Annotated in this window: 15 protein-coding genes; 7 read left to right on the top strand and 8 right to left on the bottom strand. The window is 64.8% G+C overall.

Translation table 11 applies throughout. The annotated features are described in order from the left end of the window. Window positions 1-35: 35 nt before the first annotated feature. Together C8C98_RS12045 and C8C98_RS12040 are read right to left on the bottom strand one after the other, a co-directional pair. Window positions 36-905, bottom strand: a complete 870-nt coding sequence (locus C8C98_RS12045; RefSeq protein ID WP_121454475.1) for a lysophospholipid acyltransferase family protein — start codon at window positions 903-905, stop codon at window positions 36-38. After that, complete coding sequence (locus C8C98_RS12040) at window positions 902-1,753, bottom strand: lysophospholipid acyltransferase family protein (RefSeq protein ID WP_121454474.1); 852 nt, start codon at window positions 1,751-1,753, stop codon at window positions 902-904. Before C8C98_RS12040 ends, C8C98_RS12045 begins: the two co-directional genes overlap by 4 nt. Window positions 1,754-1,884: 131 nt before the next feature. Between C8C98_RS12040 and metK the strand changes: the two genes are divergently transcribed. From metK to C8C98_RS12025, 3 genes are all read left to right on the top strand, one after another. After that, window positions 1,885-3,066, top strand: coding sequence for a methionine adenosyltransferase (gene metK / locus C8C98_RS12035; RefSeq protein ID WP_121454473.1), 1,182 nt, complete (start codon window positions 1,885-1,887; stop codon window positions 3,064-3,066). A 479-nt stretch (window positions 3,067-3,545) separates the two neighbouring features. Next, window positions 3,546-3,731, top strand: a complete 186-nt coding sequence (locus C8C98_RS12030; RefSeq protein ID WP_121454472.1) for a DUF1328 family protein — start codon at window positions 3,546-3,548, stop codon at window positions 3,729-3,731. Window positions 3,732-3,740: 9 nt separating this feature from the next. Then, on the top strand, window positions 3,741-4,202 hold the full coding sequence (locus C8C98_RS12025) for a hemerythrin domain-containing protein (protein ID WP_121454471.1): 462 nt from the start codon (window positions 3,741-3,743) through the stop codon (window positions 4,200-4,202). Window positions 4,203-4,223: 21 nt separating this feature from the next. On the opposite strand, the gene C8C98_RS12020 is transcribed toward C8C98_RS12025, so the two are convergent. Both C8C98_RS12020 and C8C98_RS12015 read right to left on the bottom strand, forming a co-directional pair. Continuing rightward, a complete protein-coding gene (locus C8C98_RS12020) occupies window positions 4,224-5,474 on the bottom strand; it encodes a diguanylate cyclase (protein WP_121454470.1) in 1,251 nt (416 codons plus the stop codon). Between the two features lie 191 nt (window positions 5,475-5,665). Then, window positions 5,666-6,337 carry an NUDIX hydrolase gene (locus tag C8C98_RS12015; RefSeq protein WP_121454469.1) on the bottom strand — a complete coding sequence of 224 codons (672 nt, stop codon included), beginning with the start codon at window positions 6,335-6,337 and terminating at the stop codon, window positions 5,666-5,668. 164 nt (window positions 6,338-6,501) lie between these two features. Here C8C98_RS12015 and C8C98_RS12010 point away from each other — a divergent pair, with 164 nt between their 5' ends. The 4 genes from C8C98_RS12010 to C8C98_RS11995 all read left to right on the top strand — a co-directional run bounded on the left by C8C98_RS12010 (window position 6,502) and on the right by C8C98_RS11995 (window position 11,702). Next, complete coding sequence (locus C8C98_RS12010; protein ID WP_121454468.1) at window positions 6,502-7,368, top strand: isochorismatase family protein; 867 nt, start codon at window positions 6,502-6,504, stop codon at window positions 7,366-7,368. Window positions 7,369-7,405: 37 nt separating this feature from the next. After that, a complete protein-coding gene (gene pncB / locus C8C98_RS12005; RefSeq protein WP_121456220.1) occupies window positions 7,406-8,599 on the top strand; it encodes a nicotinate phosphoribosyltransferase in 1,194 nt (397 codons plus the stop codon). Window positions 8,600-8,601: 2 nt separating this feature from the next. Then, a complete protein-coding gene (locus C8C98_RS12000) occupies window positions 8,602-10,302 on the top strand; it encodes an NAD+ synthase (protein ID WP_121454467.1) in 1,701 nt (566 codons plus the stop codon). Between the two features lie 326 nt (window positions 10,303-10,628). Further along, window positions 10,629-11,702, top strand: coding sequence for a bifunctional nicotinamide-nucleotide adenylyltransferase/Nudix hydroxylase (locus C8C98_RS11995; protein ID WP_121454466.1), 1,074 nt, complete (start codon window positions 10,629-10,631; stop codon window positions 11,700-11,702). Between the two features lie 404 nt (window positions 11,703-12,106). Here C8C98_RS11995 and C8C98_RS11985 read toward each other — a convergent pair whose 3' ends face one another. The 4 genes from C8C98_RS11985 to hydA all read right to left on the bottom strand — a co-directional run bounded on the left by C8C98_RS11985 (window position 12,107) and on the right by hydA (window position 19,090). Beyond that, window positions 12,107-13,630 (bottom strand): methyl-accepting chemotaxis protein, encoded by a 1,524-nt coding sequence (locus C8C98_RS11985; RefSeq protein WP_121454465.1) that lies wholly within the window; start codon window positions 13,628-13,630, stop codon window positions 12,107-12,109. 135 nt (window positions 13,631-13,765) lie between these two features. Further along, window positions 13,766-15,841, bottom strand: coding sequence for a bifunctional diguanylate cyclase/phosphodiesterase (locus C8C98_RS11980; protein ID WP_233574528.1), 2,076 nt, complete (start codon window positions 15,839-15,841; stop codon window positions 13,766-13,768). A 384-nt stretch (window positions 15,842-16,225) separates the two neighbouring features. Then, a complete protein-coding gene (locus tag C8C98_RS11975) occupies window positions 16,226-17,482 on the bottom strand; it encodes a Zn-dependent hydrolase (protein ID WP_121454464.1) in 1,257 nt (418 codons plus the stop codon). Between the two features lie 153 nt (window positions 17,483-17,635). Continuing rightward, on the bottom strand, window positions 17,636-19,090 hold the full coding sequence (gene hydA / locus C8C98_RS11970; RefSeq protein ID WP_121454463.1) for a dihydropyrimidinase: 1,455 nt from the start codon (window positions 19,088-19,090) through the stop codon (window positions 17,636-17,638). Window positions 19,091-19,095 lie beyond the last annotated feature (5 nt).

The following is a 19,095-nucleotide window of genomic DNA, read 5'->3' as shown; positions in this document are numbered from 1 at the left end:
AACGACTGCGACGGCAGCTACAGCGTGGCGCCTCCTCACTCGTACACCGACGCCTGCGCTTCAGGCCGCGTCTTGAAGCGCTTGTGCACCCAGTAGTACTGGCCGGGCATGGTGTTGATGTAGCGCTCCAGCTCGCGGTTCATGCGGGCAGTGTCGGCTTCTACATCGTCGGTGGGGTAGTGCTCCCAGGCGGGGGTCAGCTCGGCCACATAGCCCTCGGGGGTCAGGCGCGTGTACATGCCGATCACCTTGGCACGGCCCAGGCGCGCAAAGCGCGAGAGCGACGGCACGGTGGCCGTCTGCACACCGTAAAAGGGCACAAAGATCGACTCGCCCGCGCCAAAGTCCATGTCGGGCAACAGGTACAGCAGGCCGCCCTTGCGCAGGTTGGCAATGATGGGTTTGACCCCATCGGCCCGGTTGAGCATGCGCACATCGCCAAAGCGCTGGCGCCCCTGCATGAACCAGGCGTCAATGGCAGGGTCTGGGTGGGTCGAGAAGATCGAGGTGAATGCGCGCCGCGTGCGCAGCGGCAGCACCAAACCGCCCGCGTCCATGCCGTAAAAATGGGGGGCGAAGATGATGGTGGGCACGTCCCCTTCCAGCTCGTGCACAGCACCTTTGAGCTTGACGCGCCGCTCCACCACCGACTGCGGGGCCGACCACAGCCAGCTGCGGTCCAGCCAGGTCTGGCAAAACACGATGAAGCTCTCACGCGCCCACTGCTTGCGCTGGGCTTCAGACGCGTCAGGAAAGCACAGCTCTAGGTTGCGCAGGGTGATCTTGCGCCGGGGCGCCGCCAGCACAAACAGCACCCGCCCCAGCAGCGCGCCCATGCCGCGCAGCAGCGGCAGCGGCAGGTGCGCCAGCACCCCCATGAACCACACCCCCAGCCGACTCATCATGCGGACACCTCGGGCTGCGGCGCATCGGCACGGGGTTGCTTGTAGCGGCCATAGCCCCACAGGTACTGGCCGGGGCACTGCCGAATCACATGTTCCATGGCGCTGTTGATCTGCCCTACGGCGGTGTTGAGGTCACTGTCGAGCGCCTGCGGCAAAGGCTCGGCATACATCACAAAGCCACGCCCGGCGCTCTCGCGCTCGCAGCGCACCAGCAGCACGGTGGCCCCGGTCTGCAGTGCCAGGCGGGCGGCCAAGGTCATGGTGTAGGCCTCTTTGCCAAACACGGGCGACCACACGCCCAGCCCCTCGGGCGGCACCTGGTCGGGCAGCAGGCCCACAGCCTCGCCACGGCGCAAGGCCTTGATCATCTGCCGCACCCCCGACAGCGTGGTGGGCACGGCCTGCATGCCAGGGCGGTTGCGGGCGGTCTCCTGCACCTTGGCCAGCCAGGCCTGGCGCGCAGGGCGGTACAGCACGGTGATGGGGCCCTGCTGCGCGCTCCAGCGGTTGGCAATGGCTTGGGCCGACATTTCAAAACACCCCAGGTGGGGGGTGAGAAAAATCACGCCACGCCCGGCGGCCCACGCCTGCTCCACACAGGGCTCGCCCTCAATGCGCACGGGCACGGGCGCGCCCAGCCACAGCCGGGGCAGCTCGGCCACCATGCGCCCGGCGTGGCCCACGGCGGCGCGCACCTGCGCAAACGAATACCCCGCCCGCGCGGCATTGGCCAAAAAGCGCTTGCGATACACCCCAGAGGCAGCAAAAGCCACCCAGCCCAAAACGCACCCAATGCCGTGGAGCAACCACAGCGGGAACGCGGAAAAGAAACGGAAGACGACTGGCATTAAAATATGTGGGTCGCTGAGTTAAATGAGCAACTTGCAGGGCGACGTTAAAAAAATCTGCTAAAGCGTTCGCCAAAGCTCCCTAGGCTGCGGGCGACGCCCAAAATGCCGGAACACAGGAGTTTATTCAAATGGCGAACGACTTTCTTTTTACCTCGGAATCCGTCTCTGAAGGCCACCCCGACAAGGTGGCAGACCAGATCTCTGACGCGATCCTGGACGCAATCTTCGAACAAGACCCCAAGAGCCGTGTGGCCGCAGAAACGCTGACCAACACCGGCCTCGTCGTGCTGGCTGGCGAGATCACCACCAACGCCCACGTCGACTACATCCAGGTCGCACGCGACACCATCAAGCGCATTGGCTACGACAACACCGAGTACGGCATCGACTACAAGGGCTGCGCCGTACTGGTGGCCTACGACAAGCAATCCAACGACATCGCCCAGGGCGTGGACCATGCGTCTGACGACCACCTGAACATTGGCGCGGGCGACCAGGGCCTGATGTTTGGCTACGCCTGCGACGAAACGCCGGAGCTGATGCCCGCCCCCATCTACTACGCCCACCGCGTGGTCGAACGCCAGGCCCAGCTGCGCAAGGACGGCCGCCTGCCCTTCCTGCGCCCCGACGCCAAGAGCCAGATCACGATGCGCTACGTGGACGGCAAGCCCCACAGCATCGACACCGTGGTGCTCTCCACCCAGCACAGCCCCGACCAGTCGGAGACCGCCACCAAGATGAAGGCCAGCTTCTACGAGGCCTGCATCGAAGAAATCATCAAGCCCGTGCTGCCCAAGGAATGGCTGCAGGACACCAAGTACCTGATCAACCCCACCGGCCGCTTCGTCATCGGCGGCCCGCAAGGCGACTGTGGCCTCACGGGCCGCAAGATCATCGTGGACACCTACGGCGGTGCCTGCCCCCACGGCGGCGGCGCGTTCAGCGGCAAGGACCCTAGCAAGGTGGACCGCTCTGCCGCCTACGCGGCCCGCTACGTGGCCAAGAACATCGTGGCAGCAGGCCTGGCGCGCCAGTGCCAGATCCAGGTGGCCTACGCGATTGGCGTGGCCCGCCCGATGAACATCACCGTGTACACCGAAGGCACCGGCGTGATCCCTGACTCGGAAATCGCCAAGCTGGTGGAAGCGCACTTTGACCTGCGCCCCAAGGGCATCATCCAGATGCTGGACCTGCTGCGCCCCATCTACAGCAAGACCGCCGCCTACGGCCACTTCGGCCGCGAAGAACCCGAGTTCACTTGGGAAAAGACAGACAAGGCAGCGGCGCTGCGCGCTGCTGCGGGCCTGTAAAGGGCCCGAGCGAAGCGAGCTTGGCTGGCTTTCGGCGCAGGCTCATATCGGCAACGCCGATGTGAAGGGCCGCAAGGCCCGTGCCGTAGCCAACGTACGGACAAGGCAGCGGCACTGCGTGCTGCTGCGGGGCTGTAAGCCCTCTGCGCATCGCGCGGCTTTCCGTACATGGACGAAGCTCATATCGCGCAGCGATGTGAGCGCAGGCCAAAAGACCGATAAAGCTGCTGCCCTGCGGGCGGCAGCCGGGCTGTAAAAATTGCACCTCCCTCCAGGGCCCTTCGGGGCCCTTTTTCATGCCTGGCCCCGAAGGCGGGGCATTCGCCCCACTGGCACCTTGCACATGCGCCCTTGAGCACACCTCCTACACACCACAGCTCAGCATGCTGACAGCGCCACCGCCGACCTGCATCTATCGTTGAGGCACCGGGCAGCCCACGGCCAGCCCTATTCCCACACCCCCCACGGAGGACGTTCCCATGCTCAAGTACGCGATCATCTTTGCCCTGATTTCCCTGGTGGCGGCAGCACTGGGCTTCACGGGCGTAGCGGCCGGAGCCGCAGGCATTGCCAAAATCCTGTTTGTGCTGTTCCTGGTGCTCGCGGTGGTGTTTGTGGTGCTCGCCATCAAGGGCGCCAGCGCTGTGCGCAGTGCGCTGAAGTGAGGGCGCGCAATGACCATTTTTGAAGCCTTGCGCCAAAGCCATGAACTGCAGCGCACGTTGGCAGCCAAGATGCTGCAAACCAGCGGAGACACCCCCGACCGCCACAGCCTCTTTGCCACGCTGAAAGACGAATTGGCCGTGCATGCGCTGGCCGAAGAACGGCACTTCTACATTCCGCTCATGCAACTCGACCCAGGCGTGGACCTCTCGCGCCACGCGATTGCCGAGCACCACGCGATCGATGAACTGGTCGAGGCGCTGCAAGCCACCGATGCCTCCAGCCCCGGCTGGCTGCCCCTGGCGCGCAAGCTGGCAGACAAGGTGACGCACCACCTGCACGAAGAAGAGCAGCGCTTCTTTCAGATGGCTGGCAAGCTGCTGACCGATGCGCAAAAAACCACGCTGGCTGGGGACTATGTCAGCGAGTACGCGGCGGCCAAGGCGAACCTGGCCTCTTCGGCTGCGGCGTGACCGCCCCAGCCGCTGCGCCCATCACGCGGCCGCGCCAGGCTCCTTCGCCTGCACCACGCAGTTACGGCCCTGCGACTTGGCCACATACAGCGCCTCGTCCGCACGCTTGATGAGGGCGTGGCTGTCTTCCTTGTGGTCCCAGGTGGCCACGCCAAAGCTGGCGCTGACATGGCCCACGGCGTCAAACGGCGTGCCTGCGATGCGTGCGCGCACCGCTTCGGCGATGGCCATGGCGGCGTCCAGCGGGGTTTCCTTGAGCAAGATGATGAATTCTTCGCCGCCAAAGCGGGCCGCGCAATCGGACGAGCGCAGCAGCTCGCGCACGCGCAGCGCCGTGCTCTTGAGCACCACGTCGCCCGAGTCGTGCCCGAAGGTGTCGTTGATGCGCTTAAAGAAGTCGATGTCGAACATCACCACCGACAGGCTGCTGTTCTTGACGCGAATGGCCGCCATCTCGGTCTCCAGCCGCTCAAAGAAACGGCGGCGGTTGACCAAGTCGGTCAGGAAGTCCTTGGTGGCCAAGTCTTCGAGCTTGAGGTTAAGCCGCGCCATGGGCTCGATCACCAGCGACGACAGCGACAGGTTGAGCCCCACGAACAACAGCACAAAGCTGCCGAACAAGGCCCCCATCACGGTGTAGAACGTTTGCCGCGCCTTCTCCAGCGGATAGAACATGGGCACCTTCACCACCTGCACGCCCACCGTCTCGTTCATGGCCCAACCAAAGCCGTTCTTCTCGCCATAGATCTTGAGCATGGTGGGCGGAGCCACAGCCGGGGTGCTGTGGCAGGCCATGCACTGCGGCTGCTTGATGGTGATGGGGCGGGCCACATACAGCGCGCGGTGCATGCCCTCGCCCACCTCGCCGCTGACTTCCTGCTTCAGATCCACCTTGCCATCGCGAAAGTCCTGGATCACGCGCTCTTCCCACTCGTTGGCGCGGTCACGCGCGTTGGTGGGGTTGAGCACGGCCTCTTTGTACTCGTAGCCAGGGAAGCGGTTTTGCAGGCGCTTGAGGGTCTCGGTGGCCGCATAGGCAGGCACCGTCTGGGGCAGGAATTTCTCTTCCAGCTTCTCGTCCAGGTGCGGCTTGACCAGCTCGGTCGTGTAGTCGCGGATCGCCATGGCCGAGTGCATCATCAGCTGCGAGTTGTGGCGCACCTCATCAATCGCGGCCTTTTGCAAAAAACCATGCACATAAAAGCCTGCGCCCGCCGCCGCCAGCAGCAGCACCACCGCCAGCACCAGATTGAATTTGAGTCGTATCGACATCCACACTCCCGCGTCTCGGCAGGGGTGCCGACACATGCATCATGAGAAAAATAGTGCGCGCCGCTCAGCAGCAGCCCCGCGCGTTGGGTGCAGTGACCTTACCCGCCCTGTGTGTCAGGCCACCGAGGTTGCGGTTGTGCCAGATTCAACCTCACCCGTCCAACAAAATTCCGCCAAGCTGCAACAACTGCTTACAAACCACGGCTACTGGTCGACAAACTGCCCCGAAACCCTGGCTTGATACGGTACAACTGCGCGGGCCGGTGCGCAGCCCCGGTTTGCAGCGCACCCGGCACGGGCTCCAGCATGGCCAATTCTTCCATCTTGCGGCGAAAACTCACCTTGTTGGCGGGCTCGCCCAGCACCGCCTCATACACCGCCTGCAACTGCGGCAGCGTGAACGGCTCGGCACACAGGTGCACGGGCATGGACGAATACTGGCTTTTGCTGCGCACGCGGGCCACAGCGGCATCGACCATGGCGCGGTGGTCAAACGGCAGCGCAGGCAGCTCGGCCACCGGGACCAAGGTGAACGGCGTGCTTGCCAACACCTCAGGCGGCACCAAGGAGCAATACGCCACGGCCAACGACCAGCCCCGAGGGTCGCGCACCGGGCCAGAGAAGGTGGCCAGTTGCTCCAAGTACGGGCTCTGCAGCCCCGCCTTGTCGCGCAGCACCCGGGCCGCGCTAGCCTGGGCATCGGCATCCTCTTGCGCATGGATGTAGCCCCCCGGCAGAGCCAACGCCCCCGCAAACGGCGCGCGCTCGCGGCGCAGCAGGGCCACTTGCAACGCCCCTTGCTGCAGGGTCAGCAGCACCACATCGACGGTACAGATCACAGCGGGCATGGTGGATTCGGTCATGCGCTGAGTTTGTCACAAGCATGAACAAACCAACACGGGATGACGCAAAGCGTTTCTGAGATAGAAGTCCCCCTCAAACCCAGAGAAACAAGTGCTTTCAACTTACTTAGTTTATTTTTTGTACTAACAAGACTACACTGTACCTACCAACCCAGGAGAAGACCATGCCCCGCAACATCCAGCTGCTGGTGATTGACCCACAAAACGACTTTTGCGACCTGCCTGCCGCATGGCAGCCCGTGGATGCGCTCACCGGCCAGCGCACCGCCCCCGCCCTGCCCGTGCCGGGCGCCCATGCCGACATGCAGCGGCTGGCCCGGTTCATTCGCCAGCAAGGCAGCCAGCTCGACGCCATTACCGTCACGCTCGATTCGCACCAGCACTTTGACATCGCCCACCCCGGCTTCTGGCAGACCGGCGCAGGGGCTGATGTGGAGCCCTTCACCCCCATCACCGCCGCCCAGGTGCGGGCGGGCGACTTCACACCGCGCAGCCCCGCCGCGCTGCCCCGCACCCTGCAGTACCTGGACGCGCTGGAGGCGCAAGGCCGCTACACCCTGATGGTGTGGCCCGTGCACTGCGAGGTAGGCAGCTGGGGCCACGGCGTGCATACCGATGTGCTGGCCGCCTGCGGCGACTGGCAACTAGAGCGCCAGCGCGCCGTGCACAACGTGTTCAAAGGCACCAACCCCTGGACCGAGCACTACAGCGCCATTGAGGCCGAGGTGCCCGATGCTGCGGACGAGAGCACCGCGCTGAACACCGCCCTGCTGCGGCAGCTGGGCCAGGCCGATGTGCTGCTGATTGCGGGCGAGGCCAGCAGCCACTGCGTGCGCTCGACCACTGAGCACATCGCGCAGCACCTGCCCGGTCTGATGCCGGGCTGGCAGGCGAGCCGCATCGTGCTGTTGACCGACGGCATGAGCCCCGTGGCCGGCTTTGAGGCGCAGCACCAGGCGTTTCTGGAGGGCATGCGCGCTGCGGGCGCACAGCTTGCCACCATGAATCAAATCAGCTGCTTGCGCTCATAAACAAAGCGCAAGCAGCTATCAATCAATGAGCATCACCATGCAACCCATCATCAACAGCCTGCTCGACACCGACCTCTACAAGTTCACCATGTGGCAGGCGCTGCTACACCGCCACCCGCAAACGCAGAGCGAATACCGCTTTGTGTGCCGCAACACCCCGGCCTACCCGTTGGCCGAACTGCTGCCCGAGGTGAACGCCGCGCTGGACCACCTGTGCACACTGCGCTTTACGCAGGGCGAACTGGCCTACGTGGGCGGCCTGCGCTACATCAAGAGCGACTTCGTGGACTTCCTGCGGCTGTTTCAGTTTCAGCGCAACTTCATCAGCGCCTGGGCTGAGGGCGATCAGCTGCACATCGTGGCGCGCGGCCCGCAGGTGCATGTGATGGGGTTTGAGATCTTTGTGCTGGCCATCGTCAACGAGCTGTACTTCCGCCGCTTTGACGCAGCCCAAGCACTGGCCCAAGGCCGCACGCGCCTGGCCGCCAAAGTGCAGCAACTGCAGGCCCTGGCGCAGCAGGCCACGCTGCGCCACCCGTTCGAGCTGTTCGACTTTGGCCTGCGCCGCCGCTACAGCGGCGCGTGGCAGCAGGAGGTAGTGCAGACCTTTGCGCAGCAAACGCCGCAGTGGTTCAAGGGCACCAGCAACGTGCTGCTGGCACGCGACCTGGGCCTGGTGCCCATCGGCACCATGGCGCATGAATACCTGCAGACCTACCAGGCGCTGGGCGTGCGGCTGCGCGACTTTCAAAAGGCCGCGCTCGAAGACTGGGTGCAGGAATACCGTGGCGACCTGGGCATTGCACTGACCGACACCGTGGGCATGGACGCCTTTCTGGCTGACTTTGACCTGTACTTCGCCAAGCTGTTCGACGGCCTGCGGCACGACTCGGGCGACCCGGTGGCCTGGGGCGAAAAAGCCCTGGCGCACTACGCCAAGCTGCGCATCGACGCGCACACCAAGCGGCTGGTGTTCTCTGACGGACTGGACCTGGAGCGCGCCCTGATGCTGTACCGCCACTTTGGCGACCGCACGCAGCTGGGCTTTGGCATTGGCACCAACCTCACCAACGACATGGGTGCAGACCACAAGCCGCTGAACATCGTGATGAAGCTCACGCACGCCAACGGGCAGCCCGTGGCCAAGCTGTCAGACACGCCCGGCAAAACGCTGTGTGACGATGAAACCTACTTGGCTTATTTGCGCCAAGTGTTCCAAGTGAAGGACTGACCATGCTGCGCATCACCCTCGCCCAACTCAACCTCACCGTCGGCGACATCGAAGGTAACGTGGCCCGCATGGTGCAGGCGGCACAGCAAGCGGCCCGCGAGCAAGCCGACCTCATTGTGTTCAGCGAACTCTCGCTGTGCGGCTACTACCCCGGCGACCAACTGGAGGAAACCAGTTTTCAGCAGCGGATTGAAGCAGGCCTGGCCACGCTGCAGCAGGCCTCTGCCGCCCTACCGCAATTGCACTGGGTGGTGGGCGCGCCCACACCCGCGCAAGGCCCGGGCAAAAAGCTGCACAACAGCCTGCTTGTGCTGCAGGGCGGCGCCGTGCGCCTGCAGTACGCCAAGCAACTGCTGCCCACCTACAACATCTTTGACGAGCGCCGCCACTTCGAGCCCGGCCCCGACGTGGCCAAGGTGCTGCGCATCGGCAGCGCGCAAGTCGGCTTGCTGATCTGTGAAGACGGCTGGAACGACCACGGTGCCGACTACGCCACCAACCCGTTCGAGCGCATGGCCGACGCCGCGCCCGACCTGGTGGTGAGCATCAACGCCAGCCCCAGCCACATTGGCAAGCGTGAGCAGCGCCACCAGATCTTTGCCGACGCCGCGCGCCGACACGGCCTGCCCATCCTGTACGTGAACCAGATCGGTGGGCACGACCAGCTGGTGTACGACGGCGCTTCGTTTGCTGCCGAGCCCGATGCGGGCGTGGTGTTTGAAGCCGCGCGCTTTGTGGAGGATGTACGCACCCTGCAGTTTGACAACGGTCACTTCCGCACCGCCGATGGCGCAGCCCCCGCAAACGTGCCCGCCGAGGGCCTGCCCACCATGGACTTCTACCGCCAGCAAATCGTGCTGGGCTTGCGCGACTACGCGCGGCGCTGCGGCTTCAAGCAAGCGGTGGTGGGCAGCTCGGGCGGCATCGACAGCGCGCTGACGCTGGCGCTCGCCGTGGAGGCGCTGGGTGCCGACAACGTCGTGGGCGTGACCATGCCCTCGCGCTACTCCAGCAGCGGCTCGGTCGATGATTCGGTAGCGCTGTGCCAGAACCTGGGCGTGCGGCTCTTCACGCACCCGATTGCCGAGTTGGTGGCAGGCTACGCGCAGCAGTTTGAGGACAGCTTTGGCCAGCCGCTGGCGGGCTTGCCACTCGAAAATTTGCAGGCGCGCATTCGCGGCACGGTGTTGATGGAGTACTCCAACGCCTTCGGCCACCTGCTGCTCACCACGGGCAATAAGAGCGAAATCTCGGTCGGCTACTGCACGCTGTACGGCGACACCAACGGCGGCCTGGGCCTGATTGGCGATCTCTATAAGACCGAAGTGTTTGCCCTGTCGCGCCACGTCAACGCACACGCCGGGCGCGAGCTGATTCCTCAGGCCATCATCGACAAGGAGCCGTCTGCAGAACTGGCCCCCGGCCAGCGCGATGTAGACAGCCTGCCGCCCTACCCGGTGCTGGACGAAGTGCTCAAGCTGCTCATCGAAGGCGACCGGCTTTCTACGGCGGAGCACGCAGCGGCAGAAGCCTTCGTGGCCCAGTTGCAGCTGGGCGATGCAGGCCGCGCACTGGTGCAGCGCGTGCGCCAGATGGTGGCGCGCAACGAGTACAAGCGCCGCCAGGCCCCGCCCATCGTGCGCGTGCGGGCCCGGGCCTTTGGCAGCGGGCGGCAGATGCCAATAGCGGCGCGGTATGTGTGATGGTGTGATGGAGCCCCTCACCATGCATGCCCTCCCCCACCCGTTCGGGCTGAGCTTGTCGAAGCCAGGGCACATGGCCATGACGGCCTTCGAAAAGCTCAGGCTGAACGGTTCGTTGGAGGGGTTCCCCCACCGCTCTGACCGCGCCTGCCATGGCGCTGCGCCGCGCTTCGACAGGCTCAGCGTGAACGGGTGGGGGTGTACACACACCGAGGCGTTGCAAAGTTGCCAGCCCCCGCCGCTTAAAATCACTACAAAAACAATAGCTGCTTGCGCTTATCTATCAAGCGCAAGAGCCCTATTTTGATCAAAAGCACTGGAGACCCATGCACGACACCGCCCTCCTCATCGGCCGCTTTGAACCCGTGCACAGCGGCCACCTGGCTCTGTTGCAAGAGGCCCTGCGGCAGGCGCCCCAGGTCATCGTGGTGGTGGGATCGGCCTGGCAGGCCCGCTCGCCCAAGAACCCCTTCACCTGGCAAGAACGCCAGGCCATGCTGCTGGGCACATTGCCTGAGGCGGACCGCGCACGCGTGCAAGTGCTGCCGGTGCGCGACTACTACAACGAAGCCGTGTGGGTCCAGGCCGTGCGCGCCGGTGTAGCCGAGCGCACGCAGCCCGGTGCGCACATCGCGCTGGTGGGCCATTTCAAAGACGCCACCAGCAGCTACCTGCGCGCCTTCCCGGGCTGGTCCCTCATCGACCTGCCCCGCCAGGGCAGCATGGACGCCACCACCATCCGCGACGCCTACTTTGGCGCCACCGCAGACACCGTGGGCGAAGCACTGTCGCCACTGGATGCAGACATCCCGGCCAGCACGCTGGCGCAGTTGCAGGCCCTGGCCCAGACCCCACACTACACGGCGCTGCAGCAAGAGTGGCGCATGTTGCGCGGCTACCGCGAAGCCTGGTCCAAAGCGCCTTACCCGCCCGTGTTCGTCACCGTGGACGCCGTGCTGCGTTGCCAAAACCACGTGCTGCTGATCCGCCGCGCCCACGCCCCCGGCAAAGGGCAGCTGGCAGTACCCGGCGGCTTCATCGAACAGCGCGAAACCGTGTGGCAGTCGTGCCTGCGCGAGCTGGTGGAAGAGACCCACTGCCACCTGCCCGAGGCCACCATGCAGGCCGCCTTGCAATCGGTGGCCGTATTCGACCACCCCGACCGCAGCCAGCGCGGGCGCACGCTGACGCATGCGCACTACTTTGACCTGGGGGATGCGCCGTTTCCGGTGGTGCAGGCCGATGACGATGCCGCGCTGGTGCAGTGGACACGTATCGACCAGCTGGCGGGCATGGAGGAGGAGTTCTTTGAAGACCACTTCCACATGCTGGACCACTTTTTGGGACTGACAGGCGCATTGATGTCCAGCGAAAAGCTCAGCAGTACGAAACGGGCTTAGCGGCTAAAACGGACGCGGCCCCAGACCGGTGCCCCCGTGCAAGGGCCGCCCCGCCGCACCAGGGGCGTCCCCCTCCGCATTGCGCAGCAATGTCAGAGAGGGGGAAGGCGCGAAGCGACTTAGAGCCTGTTTACGATCTCGCAGGGGATCGCGTTGGCGCGCAATCGGGATGAGTGGATGCGTCGGATGCGCCGCATGGGCTCATGCCCATGCGAGCAGCTGGGGCGTCCAATCACCCGATTTCGCTCCAACCCTTCGGGCAGTGGCCTTTGCGGGCGGTCTGCGGCGTGGCGGCGCTTGTGGATAGCCGGGCTATCCACTGCGCACCGCGCCTTGCATCCCATCCCGCAAAGACCGCTGCGCGACCCCTGGGAGATCGTAAACAGGCTCTCAGGGGTGCTCACTCACCCCACGCGGAACTTGCCCACCGTTTGCGACAAGGCCACGGCCTGGTGGCTGAGAGACTGGGCGGCAGCCAGCGCTTCCTCTACCAAAGCCGCGTTCTGCTGGGTGTTCTGGTCCATCTGGGCGACGGCCTGATTCACCTGAGCGATGCCAGCGCTTTGCTCGCTGCTGGCGGCACTGATCTGGCCCACCATCGCCGTCACACTCTGAACGCCAGTCACCACCTCGCCCATGGTGGTGCCGGCGCGCTCCACCAGCTCCGTGCCCAATCCCACCTTGGCCACCGAGTCGTCGATGAGGGCCTTGATCTCTTTGGCCGCGGCTGCGCTGCGCTGGGCCAGGCCCCGCACCTCGCTGGCCACCACAGCAAAGCCACGGCCTTGCTCGCCTGCACGGGCGGCTTCCACGGCAGCGTTCAGCGCCAGGATGTTGGTCTGGAAGGCGATGCCATCGATCACGCTGATGATGTCCACGATCTTGCGCGAGGACTGGTTGATGGAACTCATGGTGCCCACCACTTCATGCACCACCTCGCCCCCGCGCACCGCCATGTCTGAGGCGGCACGCGCCAGCTCGTCGGCACGGCGCGCATTGGCGGCGTTTTGCTGCACGGTCGAAGTCAGCTGCTCCATGGACGCGGCGGTCTCCTGCAGCGCGCTGGCCTGCGATTCGGTGCGGGCTGACAGGTCGCCATTGCCTGAGGCGATTTCGGACGATGCCGTGGTGATGGAGTCGGTGCTGTCGCGCACCTGGCGCACCAGGTGGGCCAGGTTGTCGCGCATAGCGCGAATGGCATGCAGGATGCTGGTGGTGTCGCCCGGCAGCGTCTGCACATCCACTGCCAGGTTGCCCTCGGCGATCTGCGTGACCACGTCGGCGGCGTACTGCGGCTCGCCACCCAATTGGTGCACCAGGGTGCGCAGCATTTGCCAGGCCATCAGGGCGATCACCAGCATCAGCACCGCGCCAATCGACAGCAAGATGGCCGTGTTGCGCCAGAAGGCATTTTCGATGTCGTCCACATAGTCGCCAAAGCCGATGATCCAGTCCCAGGGCTCGAACTTGATGATGGCGTAGAGCTTGTCGACCGGCTCCTTGGCGCCAGGGCGGGTGCCAGGCGCCGTGACGGTTCCGATGGTGACACCCTGCAGTGCCGCGCGGTAACGCACACCGGCTTCCTTCCCCCCCTTTTCATCGACGATGCCGATGCGCTTGGGGTTGGGGTGGACGTAGTTCACATCGTTGCTGTAGCCACGCACAAAAAAGTACTTGTCCTTGTCCACAAAGCTACCAATGATGCGGGCCGCTTCCTTGATAGCGTCTTCGCGCGACAAGGCCCCACTTTTTTCCTTGTCATGGGCCTTTTGCGCGGCCGCATGGGCCAGCACCACCAGGTTGGACAGCTGCGCGGTGCGCTCTTTCATCATCGACTGGTACAGCGTGGTGAGCGCCACGGCCGACAACACCACCAGGCCCAGCAGGGTGGCGGCGCACAGCCACAGGATTCGGGTTTTCAGCTTCATGCTTGCGTGATCTCAAAGGAGGTGAAAAGGTAACCAGACGATACACCGAGATGTCACGCTGTTGTGATATGCAAGCACTTACCTCCACACCCTGTGGCATAAACGCAGCGCCCACACGCAAAAGTGGGTGAATGGCTACTCGGCCGTCGGTGCGCAGCCGTGAAGGCGGGCCGTGAACTGCTCCACCGGCAAAGGCCGGGCATACAGGTAGCCCTGGTACTGCGCAATGCCCTGCGCCACCACCCAGTCCAGTTGCTCCTGTGTCTCCACCCCTTCGGCCACGGCCGTGAGCTTCATCAGCTGGCACAGCGACACGATCAACTCGGCCAGCGAGCGGTTGGCGTCCGAGCCCTGGATGAAGGTCTTGTCGATCTTGAGGGTGTGGATGGGAAAGCGCTGCAGGTAGGCCAGGTTGGAGTAACCCGTGCCAAAGTCATCGAGCGCAATCGACAGCCCCAACGCGGCCATGGACTGCAGCACCGCCAGCTGCCGTGGGTCGTGCCCCAGGAGCATGGATTCGGTGATCTCCACCTCCAGCCGCGTGGGGTCTGCGCCCGCTTGCTGCAGCGCCCGGGTCAGGTCGGCCAGCAGCTCGGGGTGCATGAACTGGCGGGCCGACAGGTTGACCGACACCACCATGTCAAACCCCTGCGCCGCCCACGCCACCTGCTGCTGCGCAGCGCGGGCAAACACCCACAGCCCCAGTTGCCGGATGAGCCCGGTGGTTTCGCACAGGGGGATGAACTGATCGGGCGACACCAGCCCCAGGCGCGGGTGGTTCCAACGCACCAGTGCTTCGACCCCCATGATGGCGTTGCTGCCCGCTGCCACGCGCGGCTGGTAGTACACCTCGAACTCCTGGCGCGCCAGGGCCTGGCGCAGCTCCGCCTCCAGCTCGGTGCGGCTGCGCACGGTTTGCGCCATGTGCTCGTCATAAAACGCCATGGTGTCGCGTCCCCGCTCCTTGGCGGCGTACATGGCCAGGTCGGCATTGCGCAGCAGGATCTCGATGGTGTCGCCATCGCGCGGGTAAAGTGCCACGCCCACGCTGGGGGTCACGCGGGCGTCCACGTCACCAATGCGCACCGGCGTGGCCACAGCAGCTGCAATGCGGTCGTGCAGCGCCGCCAGGTCTTTGCGGATGTCGGGCGACATCACCAGCACCAAAAACTCATCGCCACCCCAGCGCGCCACCATGTCGGTGCTGCGCTTGGCGTGGCGCAGGCGCTGAGCCATGGTCACCAGCAACTGGTCACCCGCCGCGTGCCCCAGGGTGTCGTTCACGTCCTTGAAATGGTCCAGGTCAATGAACAGCAGCGCTACCTCTTGCCCCTGTGCCTGGGCCTCGGACACCGCCCAGGCAAAGCGCTGCATGAAGTGCGTGCGGTTGGGCAGCCCGGTGAGGGCGTCGTGCAGCGCCTGGAAGTTGGCCCGTTCTTCGGTGCGCTTGATGGCGCTGATGTCCGCTTCGCTCACCAGCACGGCGTGTTGCCCTGTCACTGCGTCGCGGCACTGGCGGGCCGATAGCTCGTGCCAGCGCTGCCCAGTGGGCGTGGGCACCGACAAGGTCAAGGTGCCTACCCCTCGGCTGGCCAGGCTGGCCGCCAGCGCGGCATAGGCCGCCGGGTCGCCCACGCGGTCCTCCAGGCGTTCGTCGGGCTGGAACACGGCGGCGCGCGCCGCCGGGTTGCGGTACAACGCGTGGCCGTCTTGCCCGTACAACGTGATCATCACCGCAGTGTGCAGCAGCGCCTCGACCGAGCGCAGGGATTCGGGCGCCACGCTGCCCACGGGCTCGGCCTCGCACAGCATGCACATGCGCCCATCGGGCAGCCAGTGGCCGCTGAAGCGCACATTGAGCGACACCGGCACCCCGTCTGGGTACACCGTCCACTGCTCGTTGAAGCTTGCATCCGAGGCGGCAAAGTCGCTCTGGTACTGGGCCAGCCGCTGGGCCACAGAGCCCGACATGTCGCGCCCCATGTCCCGCACACACAGCGCTTGCAACGATGCAGCCTGCCACACCGACAGCGCGGCGGTGTTGGCCCAATGCACCCGCTTGTGGTCGATGTCGAACACCCACACGGGGCGCGACAGCCACTCCAGCGCGGCGTAGCGCAGGGCCCGCTCAGCCAGCGCCAGAGCGTCCGGCACATTCAGCGCGTCGGCGGACGACGATGGGGGATTGCCGGAAGGCCTAGAGGAAGCCACGGGGCATAGCCTCACACCCGCCAGCGCAGCGGCTGGACAAAGACAAGGGCGCCCGACGAATTGGGCATTTGAGCGGGAACAAGCATGAGAAGCAGCGCGTTCGGTACGCAAAAAGGGCTGAGAGAAAGCCTGAGGCCAAGGGCCTGCTCAAAAAGCCGTCAAAGGCTTTTACATATTCTCACAACCCGCGCTTTTTTCCATGCACTTTTTGACCGAAGGCAAAGGAAGACTCCCTGCAGCCTTTGGACAGCGTGACCAGCGCAGCGGTGCACACGCGCCCTTCACGGCCAACACCGGTCCGGCCGACCTCCGCAGAATTTCTATTAAAAACAGGCGCTAGCGCTTTAAGGCAAAGCGCTAGCAGCTATATTTTCAATAGCAAAATCAAACCAAAGCCCGCTCCAGCATGGCATGCAGCAGCACATTGCACCCCGCCTCAATGTGCTCCGGCTTGGCGTCCTCTATCTCGTTGTGGCTGATCCCGTCCTTGCAGGGGATGAAGATCATCCCGGACGGTGCCAGCTTGGCCATGTACACCGCGTCGTGCCCCGCACCCGAGACCGCTGGCATGTGGCTGTACCCCAGCTTGGCCGCCGCACGGCCCACGGCATCCACGCATTCGGCATGAAACTGCTGCGCCGGGTAGCTAGAGACGAGGTCAATATGCACCTGTACGCCATGCTCTTGGGCCACCTGGTCGGCCAAGGCTTTGACCTCGGCCACCATGGCATCCACCAGCGCGTCGGTGCTGTTGCGCAGGTCGATGCTGAACTTGACCCGGCCCGGTATCACGTTGCGGCTGTTGGGGAAGACCTGCACCATGCCCACGGTGCCGCGCCCATGGGGCGGGTGGCGGTGGGCAGCGGCCACCACGTCTTGCATGATGCGGGTGGCGGCCAGCATCGCGTCCTTGCGCAGCGCCATGGGCGTGGGGCCTGCGTGGGCTTCCATGCCGGTCACCGTGCAGTCAAACCAGCGGATGCCGAGCACGCCCTCCACGACGCCAATGGTCTTGTCGTTGTCTTCCAGCACCGGGCCTTGCTCGATGTGGGTTTCAAAGTAGGCCCCAATGGGGTGGTCGCCGGGTTCTTGCTCGCCGATGTAGCCGATGCGCTCGAGTTCGCCTTTGACTGTTTTGCCTTCGGTGTCGGTGGCAGCGTAGGCATGTTCCAGCGTGAAGGCTTTGGCAAATACGCCCGAGCCCATCATCACGGGCACAAAGCGGCTGCCTTCTTCGTTGGTCCAGAACGCGACCTCGATGGGGGCTTCGGTCTCAATGCCGTGGTCGTTGAGCGTGCGCACCACCTCAATGCCCGCCAGCACGCCGTAGTTGCCGTCGAACTTGCCGCCGGTGGGCTGGGTGTCGATGTGGCTGCCGGTCATGATGGGCGGCAAATTGTTGTTGCGGCCAGGGCGGCGCATGAAGCCGTTGCCGATCTTGTCGATGGTGACGGTCATGCCCGCCTCGCGCGCCCAGCGGGTGACGAGGTCGCGGCCTTGTTTATCGAGGTCGGTGAGGGTCAGGCGGCACACGCCGCCTTTGGGCGTGGCGCCGATCTGCGCCAGCTCCATGAGCGAATCCCACAGGCGCTGGCCGTTGATGCGTAGGTTTTCGATGTTGGGTTTGACTTTCGTGTCCATGGTGTTCTCCAGGGGATGTCTGAAATGCTGATTCACTCACCACCCGTTCGGGCTGAGCCTGTCGAAGCCTGGGCAGTGACGGCCTTCGACAGGCTCAGGCTGAACGGATTGGGGAAGCTCCAAATCGGATGGATGCCTGCGGCAGCGCCCGGATCAACCGCGCGCCACTGCCGCGGGCGCCAGGTCCTGCGCGCGCCTTTGCACGGCCTGGAAGTTGGCGCCAAACGCCGGGCGCTTGATGTAGCGGCCTTTGCCCTGCTCCGCCCGCAGGTCGCCATTGGCAAACACCACCCGGCCCTGGCTGATGGTGTGGCTGGGGATGCCGCGCACGGTGCGGCCTTCAAAGATGTTGAAGTCACCCTTGCTGAACTGGGTTTGGGCCGAGAAGGTCTTGGTGCCTTGGGGGTCCCACAGCACCAGGTCGGCATCGGCGCCTTCGCCAATGAAGCCCTTGCGCGGGTAGATGTTGAACAGCTTGGCCGCATTGGCCGAGGTGATGGCCACGAACTCGCTGGGCGTGAGGCGCCCCGTGTTCACGCCACCGTCCCACAGCGCAGCCATGCGCTCTTCCACGCCGCCCGTGCCGTTGGGTATCTTGGCGAAGTTCTCCTTGCCCATGGCCTTTTGCGCGGCACAAAAGGTGCAGTGGTCCGTGGCTGTGGTGTGCAGCTGGCCCGACTGCAGGCCGCGCCACAGCGCCTCCTGGTGGCCCTTGGGGCGGAAGGGTGGGCTCATCACATAGGCAGCGGCCTTGGCAAAGTCGGGGTCGCGGTACACGCTGTCGTCCACCAGCAGATGGCCCGCCAGCACCTCGCCATACACCCGCTGGCCGCGCGCACGGGCGCGGGCAATGGCGTCGGCCGATTCCATGCAGCTCACATGCACCACGTAGATGGGCACGCCCAGCACGTCGGCAATCGCGATAGCGCGGTTGGCGGCCTCGGCCTCGACCATGGGCGGGCGCGAGAGCGGGTGGCCCTCGGGGCCGGTGATGCCCATCTTGGCGACCTCTTGCTGCAGCAGGTACACCAGCTCGCCGTTTTCGGCATGCACCGTGGGCATGGCCCCGAGTTCGAGTGCGCGCTTGAAGCTGTTCACCAGGGTTTCGTCGTCGCACATGATGGCGTTCTTGTAGGCCATGAAGTGCTTGAAGCTGTTCACGCCTTCTTCCTGCACCAGCGTGCCCATGTCGGTGCGCACCTGCTCACTCCACCAGGTGATGGCGACGTGGAAGGAATAGTCGGCCGCCGACTTTTCGGCCCAGCCGCGCCACTTGCGGTAGGCGTCCATCAACGGCTCTTGCGGGTCGGGGATCACGAAGTCGATGATGCTGGTGGTGCCGCCCGCCAGCGCGGCGGCCGTGCCAGTGAAGAAGTCGTCCATGGTGACGGTACCCATGAACGGCAGCTGCATGTGCGTGTGCGGGTCGATGCCACCGGGCAGCACGTACTGCCCACCGGCGTCCAGCGTCTGCGTGCCAGCAGGGGCCTGCGCCGCAGCTCCCTCCCCAACCGCCACCACACGGCCCTCTATGCACAGCACATCGGCCTTTTGTTCGCGGTCTGCATTGACCACGGTGCCACCGCGGATCAGTAGGGCTTCGGTCATGGAGG

Origin of the sequence: Acidovorax sp. 106 (assembly GCF_003663825.1) — a bacterium.
Classification (GTDB): domain Bacteria; phylum Pseudomonadota; class Gammaproteobacteria; order Burkholderiales; family Burkholderiaceae_C; genus Acidovorax.
This window is presented reverse-complemented; position numbering and strand designations above follow the sequence as displayed.